The organism is Mucilaginibacter sp. P4_D1 (assembly GCF_056401935.1).
In genome coordinates, this window is record NZ_JBFUIJ010000061.1 from 21,783 (window position 1) to 29,725 (window position 7,943).

Sequence of the window (7,943 nt, forward strand, 5' to 3'; positions counted from 1 at the left end):
TTTAATGGCAAAACGCGAAGTAGATATTGTAGTAATATCCGATGTTCATCTTGGTACTTATGGATGTCATTCAAAAGAATTGCTTAAATATTTAAAAAGCATTAAGCCTAAAATACTTATCCTTAACGGCGATATTATTGATATCTGGCAGTTTAGCAAATCGTACTGGCCCGAGGCGCATATGAAAGTAGTCAGGCGCATATTAAAATTTGTTACGGAAGGTATCCCCGTATACTACCTTACCGGCAACCACGATGAGATGCTGCGTAAGTTTGCCGATTTTGACCTCGGTTCCTTCAAACTGCTCAACAAAGTAGTATTAAATATTGACGGCAGAAAAGCCTGGATCTTTCATGGCGATGTGTTTGATGTTACCATGCAGCACTCCAAATGGCTGGCCAAACTGGGCGCCGTAGGCTATGATACCCTGATACTCATTAACAGCATGACCAATTGGTTATTAACTGCCATCGGCCGTCAAAAAATGAGCTTCTCGCAAAAAGTGAAAGCCCGTTTTAAGGAGGCCGTAAAGTTTATAAACCAATTTGAGCAAACCGCCGCCGACCTGGCGGTTGATAAAAATTACCAATATGTTATTTGCGGGCATATACACCATGCCGAGATCAGGCAGATAGAAAATACCGACAAAACGGGCTCTGTACTGTATCTTAACTCGGGCGATTGGGTTGAAAGCCTATCCTCACTTGAATACCAGGACGGTAACTGGACTATCTTCAAATACAATCCCGAAGAATTTAACACCGATGCCGACGAGGACGACAAAACCGATGCCGAAGACCTTGACGCCAAAATGGATGTTAAAAATCTGTTAGACAGGTTTAGACAGGAAACCGAGTAAAACAAGCTATTTATCGACCATCGAATTACGGTAATGTCGTGTCAACGATAAATTGACGGATTGTATTTAGCCCAAAGTCTTAAGTTCTAAGTCAAAAAGAAAAAAACTCAGCTTTAGCCTTAGTACTGCTGACTTAACACTAATAGCTTTACGATGCGATAGTATGCGCGTTGCGCTGTGCGCCTAAGTTTTTAACCTGCATGGCAATTCCCTCGGCATCAAAACCACATTCGGCCCAAAGTTCGGGCTGCTCGCCGTGTTCAACAATCCTGTCGGGTATGCCTAAACGTTTTACCTGGGTTTTCTGATAGCCGTTATCGGCCATAAATTCAAGTATTGCGCTACCCATACCTCCTTCAAGGCAGCCGTCTTCAACGGTAATCACTTTATCAAATTTTCTGAATACCTCGTGTAGTAAAGCTTCATCAAGCGGTTTTACAAAACGCATATCGTAATGAGCAGGATAGTAGCCCTCGTTATTTAACGCCGCTATGGCTTTTACGGCTTCGTTCCCAATGGCACCGATAGATAGTATCGCCACATCCTCGCCGTCGCAAATTTTGCGGCCTTTGCCTACGGGTATAGCCTTAAAGGGGCGTTGCCAGTCAACCATGACACCATTACCACGGGGGTACCTTATTACAAACGGCCCCATGTTTTCCTGCTGGGCTGTGTACATCAGGTTACGCAATTCTTCCTCGTTCATTGGTGCCGATACCGTCATGTTCGGGATACAACGCATATAGGCCAGGTCATAAGCGCCATGGTGTGTTGGGCCATCGGCACCGGCAAAACCGGCGCGATCAAGGCAAAGCACCACATTGAGTTTTTGTATGGCCACATCGTGTATCACCTGGTCATACGCCCGTTGCATGAAGCTGGAGTAGATATTACAAAAAGGAACCAGGCCCTGTGTTGCCAAACCAGCCGAGAAAGTTACTGCGTGCTGCTCGGCAATACCCACGTCAAAAGCACGGTTAGGCATAGCCTTCATCATCAGGTTTAATGAACAGCCCGATGGCATTGCCGGCGTAATACCCATTATTTTAGGGTTTTGCTCGGCCAGTTCGATAATACTATGGCCAAACACATCCTGGTATTTAGGCGGTTGCGGTTTATCGTATTTAGCTTTCTTTATCTCACCGGTAATTTTATCAAATAAACCGGGGGCATGCCACTTGGTCTGGTCTTTTTCGGCCAGGGCGTAGCCCTTGCCTTTGGTGGTAACGCAATGTAATATTTTGGGCCCCGGAATATCGCGCAGGTCTTTTAAAACTTTTACCAGGTGGTTTACATCGTGGCCGTCTATCGGCCCAAAATACCTGAATTTTAAAGCTTCAAAAAAGTTGCTTCGTTTAAGCAGGGTGCCTTTTATGCTTTTTTCTAATTTCTGGGCAATTTTAAACGCATCCGGGCCAATAGCCGATAGCTTGGCCAGTACATGCGCAATATCGTCCCTGAAACGGTTATAGGGTTTTGAAGTTGTAATATCCGTAAGGTATTCCTTCAAAGCGCCTACATTAGGATCGATAGACATGTTATTGTCGTTCAGGATCACCAACAGGTTGGAATTTTCGATACCGGCATGGTTTAATGCTTCAAAGGCCATACCGGCTGTCATGGCGCCATCGCCAATAACGGCAACATGCTGCCTGTCGGTTTCGCCTTTATATTGCGATGCCACGGCCATTCCCAAAGCAACAGATATGGATGTTGATGAGTGGCCAACACCAAAAGTATCATATTCGCTTTCAGATCGTTTAGGAAAACCACTGATGCCCTTATAAATCCTGTTAGTATGAAATTCTTCGCGACGACCGGTGAGTATTTTATGGCCGTATGCCTGGTGGCCTACATCCCAAACTAATTGGTCGTAAGGGGTGTTTAAAACGTATTGCAATGCAACTGTAAGTTCCACAACCCCCAGGCTGGCGGCGAAATGGCCGCCATTTACCGATACAACATCGATGATATACTGGCGCAACTCCTGGCAAACCTGTCCAAGTTGATCTTCACTAAGTTGCTTTAAATCAGAAGGGTAATTTATTTTTGACAATAAATCGCCGGCCGGTACCTGCATTGACATTTGTAATCTGTATTTAACCTACAAAGTAAACTAATTATTTATAAATAAAGCATATCGATTTGTATTAAAAAAGAGCGGGAATAAGGTGAAAGGCGAAAGGTAAAAGGGGGAAGGTAACGGAGAGTTCTTTTAAAAGGCTTCATTTTTGTTTTGCTATTGCGTTTTTGTTGCGTTTTTGATTTTATGACAATTGGTAATGTGTTGATTATTAAATAGATGTTTTTTTTCGTGTGTTTCACTTGTTGCGCAACGCAACAGCGGGTTATCAGGATCTGAATTTAGATGAAAGCATTTTTCGTAAATCCGAAATCGAACATCCGAAATCCGAAATCAAAAATCGTTACTTTTACCGTTGATATATGACCGACGACAGCTTTGCCATACATTTACCCCAGTTTGAAGGTCCGTTTGATCTGCTGCTGTTTTTTATTGAACGCGATGAACTTGACATCCATGACATCCCCATTGCCAAAATTGCCGACGATTTTTTAAACTACATTCACCAGATGACCAGCCTGAACATGGAGCTGGCCAGCGAGTTTATTTTTGTTGCCGCAACGCTAATGCGCATTAAAGCCAAAATGCTGTTACCCCGCTACGAGGCCGAAAATACCGCAGATGATACCGATACCAAGGAAAACCTGATTCGTAAGCTGATAGAATATAAAAAGTTTAAAGAACTGTGCGACGAACTACGGCCATATGAAGAAGAGCGTTTTAAACAGGAGAAACGGGGTAACATTAAGCACGACCTGGAGCAGGTAGAAAAAGTGGTGCTTCCCGGCGAAGAGCTATCAGAAATAAGCCTGTACAAGCTGATGATGGTGCATGAACGCCTGATGCGCAACTACCTTAACCGCAGCGAAGAGGTAAAGCATACCGTGGTTCAGTATCCTTATACTATCGAAAAACAAAAGCAAGCTGTTGCCGACCTGCTTAAGATCAATAAAATGCTCGATTTTAAGGCGCTCGCCAAAGAATCGGAAAATAAGGTACATTTTGTATACAACTTTTTGGCCGTGCTGGAGATGCTGCAACAGGAACTGATAGAAATACAAATAGGCCTGGGGTACAATAACTTTTGGATATCGCCAAAAGAGATATAAGATGTTAGATATGAGATTTGAGACAGCATATGGCCGGCGAATTGAAGGTTTATTTACGCCAGGGTCGTCCTGATTATATTTTGACGGCGAATCAGCTGTTAATGTTAAAAAAACAAAAAAAGGTAGCGGCAACCAATCTAATAACGAACTTTGCAGGGCGATGGATAATTGACTGGCGGATGTTGCCCCTTTATATCGCCAACGCATAATATCTAAATGAAAAATCAATCTGAAATTAAAGCCCCGAAGTCCGAAATTAAAAAACATATCTTTTTCGATCTTGATCATACCATCTGGGATTTTGATAAAAATGCGGAGGAGGCTTTGCATGAACTTTATCACCTTCACCAGTTGGAGCGTATCGGCCTTACTTCTGCGGGCTTGTTTATTGAAACTTATACGCGCAATAACCATCAGCTTTGGGCAAAATACCATACCGGGCAAATTACTAAAGATGAACTGCGTGATGCGCGATTTAAACGCACCTTTACCGATCTTGGCCTGCACCCCGACCTGATGCCTGTTGATTTTGAGGATGCCTATGTGCAGTTGTGCCCTACAAAAACAAACCTGTTCCCGCACGCTCATGAAACGCTCACTTATCTGCAATCAAAATATACGCTACACCTCATCTCAAACGGGTTTAAAGACTCCACCCGGATAAAAATTGCCGGCAGTAACCTGGCAGGCTATTTTAAAAATATTATCATCTCTGAGGATGTAGGTGTCAACAAACCAGATAAAGCTATATTTCAGCATGCGATAGACCTTGCCGGAGCCAACAAAAAAGAAAGCGTGATGATTGGCGATAGCCTGGAAGCCGATATTTACGGCGCTTTAGGGTTTGGTATGGACGCCATTTATTTTAACCCCTTTAATGCGCCAAAGCCGGAAGATGTACCCGTACAGATAGGGCATTTGAAAGAGTTGGTGGGAATGTTTTAGGGCTTTTGCATAACCTATCAATTTTTTGATAGGCCTCGTAAAGTTTCGACTTTAAGCAAATTAGGCCGGTGCCTGTTTACAATACTATTTTACAATGTTGGTGTTAACTTTTGCACTTCAAAAAACACTCTGTTTAAATGGTCAAAATCGCCATCGGTGGTAACAAGTTGTAACCCAAGTAATGCAGCTAATGAGGCGATCCATAAATCATTTTTGCCCATGTTCCGATGGGTTGAGAAAGGATAATCAACAAAAGCAGGATTTCGACGCTGAGAATAACTGTCGATCTCCGTGTATGTATTGATAAACATCTGGCTGATCTCAACAATATTAACGTTATCTAAAAACAAATTAAGCTTATTACGCCGGTTAATGCCCCAGTTATTTTGTATTGCTATTGATTTGATCTCTGCTTCTGAAACTACAGAAATATAAACAGGAACACTATCAGGATTTATTAAGCCAATAATATTATCGTAATTATTTGAACGGATTAGCGTTAAAATAATGTTGGTATCAAATAATAAATTCACTACTTAGCATCTTTTAGCCGCTGCAAGGTTTGATCCCATTCTTGTTGAGTAAACGGCTCAGCTGCGGGCGCGTTTTTCAGAGCCTTAATTAAACTTTTATTGTTTTTGCCTGATTTTTTACCGAAGGCAGTAGCCCCGCCCGCAGCAAGTATTTCTTCGGGCGAATATGCCTTATGGGTTTTGAACACCCCGTTAGGTGGCAGCGTAATTTCGGGTTTCATTAAGACCTCCGTTTTGGTATTTAAACAAATTTACAGAATATTTTATGCAAAAGCCAGAAGTCGCTTAAAACACATTATCGGCTTTTTAAACAGGGAGCAACAGGCAAAATATAATTAACCGCCCTCAACACCTTAAAAGCAGCATACCGAAGCAGTTTAATCCCAGAAAGCAAGCCCGCTTACCTTCCGGCTACCTCATCTTCCAATTCCTGGTACCATTCAGCACCATATTTGCGGATCAGCGGGCCTTTTAAGAATTCGTGAACACGTACTTTTAGTTCGTCACCAAAGGTGCAGGCGGGGCTGCAAATGCTCCAGCGGTCGTAATTTAACACATCAAACTCCGGGTAGGCTGTAATGCGTATGGGGTATAAATGGCAGGAAATGGGTTTTTTCCAGGTAACAGCGCCCTCTTCATAAGCTTTTTCGATACCGCATTTAGTAATCCCGTTTTCCCAAATCACGTAAGCACATTCCTTGTTGGTATCCACACATGGGGTAGTGTAATCGCCTTCAAAGTCCTTAACATAAGTGCCAACCTTTTCAATGGTTTTAATGCCCTTTGCCGTAAGATATGGCTTTACTTTTGGATATATTTCTTTTAAAATATCGAGTTCGTCGGCATTTAATGGTGCACCCGAATCTCCTTCTAAACAGCAGGCACCTTTACATTTGTTTAAATTGCAAACAAAGTTTTCTTTAACTACATCTTCGTGCACCAACACGTTACCTACCTCAATCATATTTTAATTTACTTCTTAATGGGGTTTAATGGATACTTCAATCCGCTTGCGGCCTGTAGCTCCATTGTTATGCTGCCTAAAATAACCTCAACATGCGCCTTTACAGGTATCCTGTTGCCATCATTGGTAATCCAAAGGTACAACTTACTATCCTTACGAAAAATACGCCCGGGGATAATTGTAGGGTTAAATTTCAAACAATTAAAGGTACCCATATCACATTTAATAGTTTCTGTACCCACGTAGGTGATATTCATTTTATGAAAGCCATCCTCTAAAAAATATTGCAGGTCAAATGTATCGCCTGTTTTAAGCCTGGATACATCAATTGTGCGGGCAAAATAATATGCCGATACAAAATCAAATGAATCGCCTTTATATGAAAATTCGCCTTTATTGGCGGTTACTTTATTGTCTTTTTGATCAAAGGTAGCTTTATCGGTATGCTTCCATTTACCTTCGTGCCGGTCTTCGCTATAAAAGTAAGGCAACAATGTATTTTGATCTACATACGAATCGTAACGGTTGCGCACCTTATAAAATATATCAAAGGTGCCCGCTGTTTTTCCTTCGGCAATCAAATGAAATGCGTTGCCGGGTAATTTTTTATCGCTGGCCTCAATCCTGATATTGGCTTCGGCGGCGGTAAAAAAGCCATACTGCATTTTATAACTCAGTTTTTCGCCCACTTTAAATACCGGCTCACTTACTTTCGCAAGTTCCTGTGCAAAGCCCGAAGCGTAAAACAGTACAAAGAACAAGGAGCACGAGAAGATTTTTTTCATTAATGTTTGCTTTTAACTGAAGCCTATTCATGTTTATAACCAGCACATGAATAGGACAATTGATACTATAAATGGTTTAAACCCATTTTTATTGCATGAACCGGAAACTATTGGTTAGTGGGATTCAATTAAAAGCAAATAGTTAATATTAATCCTTACGCTTATAAATTGGCACAGTTGAGCACGGCTCGCCAAACATCATGCTTTTTACTATCGGGGTTAACTTTTTGGTCAGCTCCACATAGGCCGAAACCGGTACTGCTATATCGCCGCATCCTTTTAATACAATACGCTGACCTGCGTATTGTTCCAGGTCGGCTTTCGCAATCTCTTTTTCAAACAAAACTGTTTCCAATATATCTGCGTTGCCAAAAACAACCTCGCGGGCATAAGGCGCCATCCGGTTTGCCAGTAACATGTATGCCCAGGTTGGCACAATAGCATCAGCGCTACAGGTAATTCCTACGTTTTTGTCCTGGTATTGCGTAAAATCGTGTTCCTTTATAAAATCGCGTAAATCTTTTTCGCGCAGCATCAGGCCATGGAACAGGTTATCTTTAATGTCGTAAATAACGCGTTCGCCTGCCGGGTAAAACGATGCGGGATCTAAGGTAACCAAGCCGCTTTGGGCCACTTTGTTTACTATGTTTTCCTGGATATCCATA

General features: G+C 42.2%; 9 protein-coding genes. 3 read left to right on the plus strand and 6 right to left on the minus strand.

Annotated features, from left to right (window positions below):
- The first annotated feature begins 4 nt into the window (after nucleotides 1-4).
- Complete coding sequence (locus AC1DV1_RS28650; RefSeq protein ID WP_477367243.1) at nucleotides 5-859, plus strand: UDP-2,3-diacylglucosamine diphosphatase; 855 nt, start codon at nucleotides 5-7, stop codon at nucleotides 857-859.
- Nucleotides 860-1,007: 148 nt separating this feature from the next.
- On the opposite strand, the gene dxs is transcribed toward AC1DV1_RS28650, so the two are convergent.
- Nucleotides 1,008-2,939 carry a 1-deoxy-D-xylulose-5-phosphate synthase gene (gene dxs / locus AC1DV1_RS28655; RefSeq protein WP_477367271.1) on the minus strand — a complete coding sequence of 644 codons (1,932 nt, stop codon included), beginning with the start codon at nucleotides 2,937-2,939 and terminating at the stop codon, nucleotides 1,008-1,010.
- Between the two features lie 365 nt (nucleotides 2,940-3,304).
- Here dxs and AC1DV1_RS28660 point away from each other — a divergent pair, with 365 nt between their 5' ends.
- A complete protein-coding gene (locus tag AC1DV1_RS28660) occupies nucleotides 3,305-4,051 on the plus strand; it encodes a segregation and condensation protein A (RefSeq protein WP_477367246.1) in 747 nt (248 codons plus the stop codon).
- 216 nt (nucleotides 4,052-4,267) lie between these two features.
- Nucleotides 4,268-4,996 carry a YjjG family noncanonical pyrimidine nucleotidase gene (locus tag AC1DV1_RS28665; RefSeq protein ID WP_477367250.1) on the plus strand — a complete coding sequence of 243 codons (729 nt, stop codon included), beginning with the start codon at nucleotides 4,268-4,270 and terminating at the stop codon, nucleotides 4,994-4,996.
- A gap of 89 nt (nucleotides 4,997-5,085) precedes the next feature.
- Here the strand turns inward: AC1DV1_RS28665 and AC1DV1_RS28670 are convergent, their stop codons facing one another.
- The 5 genes from AC1DV1_RS28670 to AC1DV1_RS28690 form a co-directional block, all read right to left on the minus strand.
- Nucleotides 5,086-5,529, minus strand: a complete 444-nt coding sequence (locus AC1DV1_RS28670; RefSeq protein WP_477367253.1) for a type II toxin-antitoxin system VapC family toxin — start codon at nucleotides 5,527-5,529, stop codon at nucleotides 5,086-5,088.
- The gene (locus AC1DV1_RS28675; RefSeq protein ID WP_477367257.1) at nucleotides 5,529-5,750 is read right to left on the minus strand and encodes a hypothetical protein; all 222 of its coding nucleotides are present in this window, start codon (nucleotides 5,748-5,750) and stop codon (nucleotides 5,529-5,531) included. The genes AC1DV1_RS28670 and AC1DV1_RS28675 overlap by 1 nt, the downstream gene beginning before the upstream one ends.
- Nucleotides 5,751-5,929: 179 nt before the next feature.
- Nucleotides 5,930-6,493, minus strand: a complete 564-nt coding sequence (locus AC1DV1_RS28680; RefSeq protein WP_477367260.1) for a DUF3109 family protein — start codon at nucleotides 6,491-6,493, stop codon at nucleotides 5,930-5,932.
- A gap of 8 nt (nucleotides 6,494-6,501) precedes the next feature.
- The gene (locus AC1DV1_RS28685; protein WP_477367264.1) at nucleotides 6,502-7,278 is read right to left on the minus strand and encodes a DUF3108 domain-containing protein; all 777 of its coding nucleotides are present in this window, start codon (nucleotides 7,276-7,278) and stop codon (nucleotides 6,502-6,504) included.
- 148 nt (nucleotides 7,279-7,426) lie between these two features.
- Nucleotides 7,427-7,942, minus strand: a complete 516-nt coding sequence (locus AC1DV1_RS28690; RefSeq protein WP_477367268.1) for a DUF2480 family protein — start codon at nucleotides 7,940-7,942, stop codon at nucleotides 7,427-7,429.
- Nucleotide 7,943 lies beyond the last annotated feature (1 nt).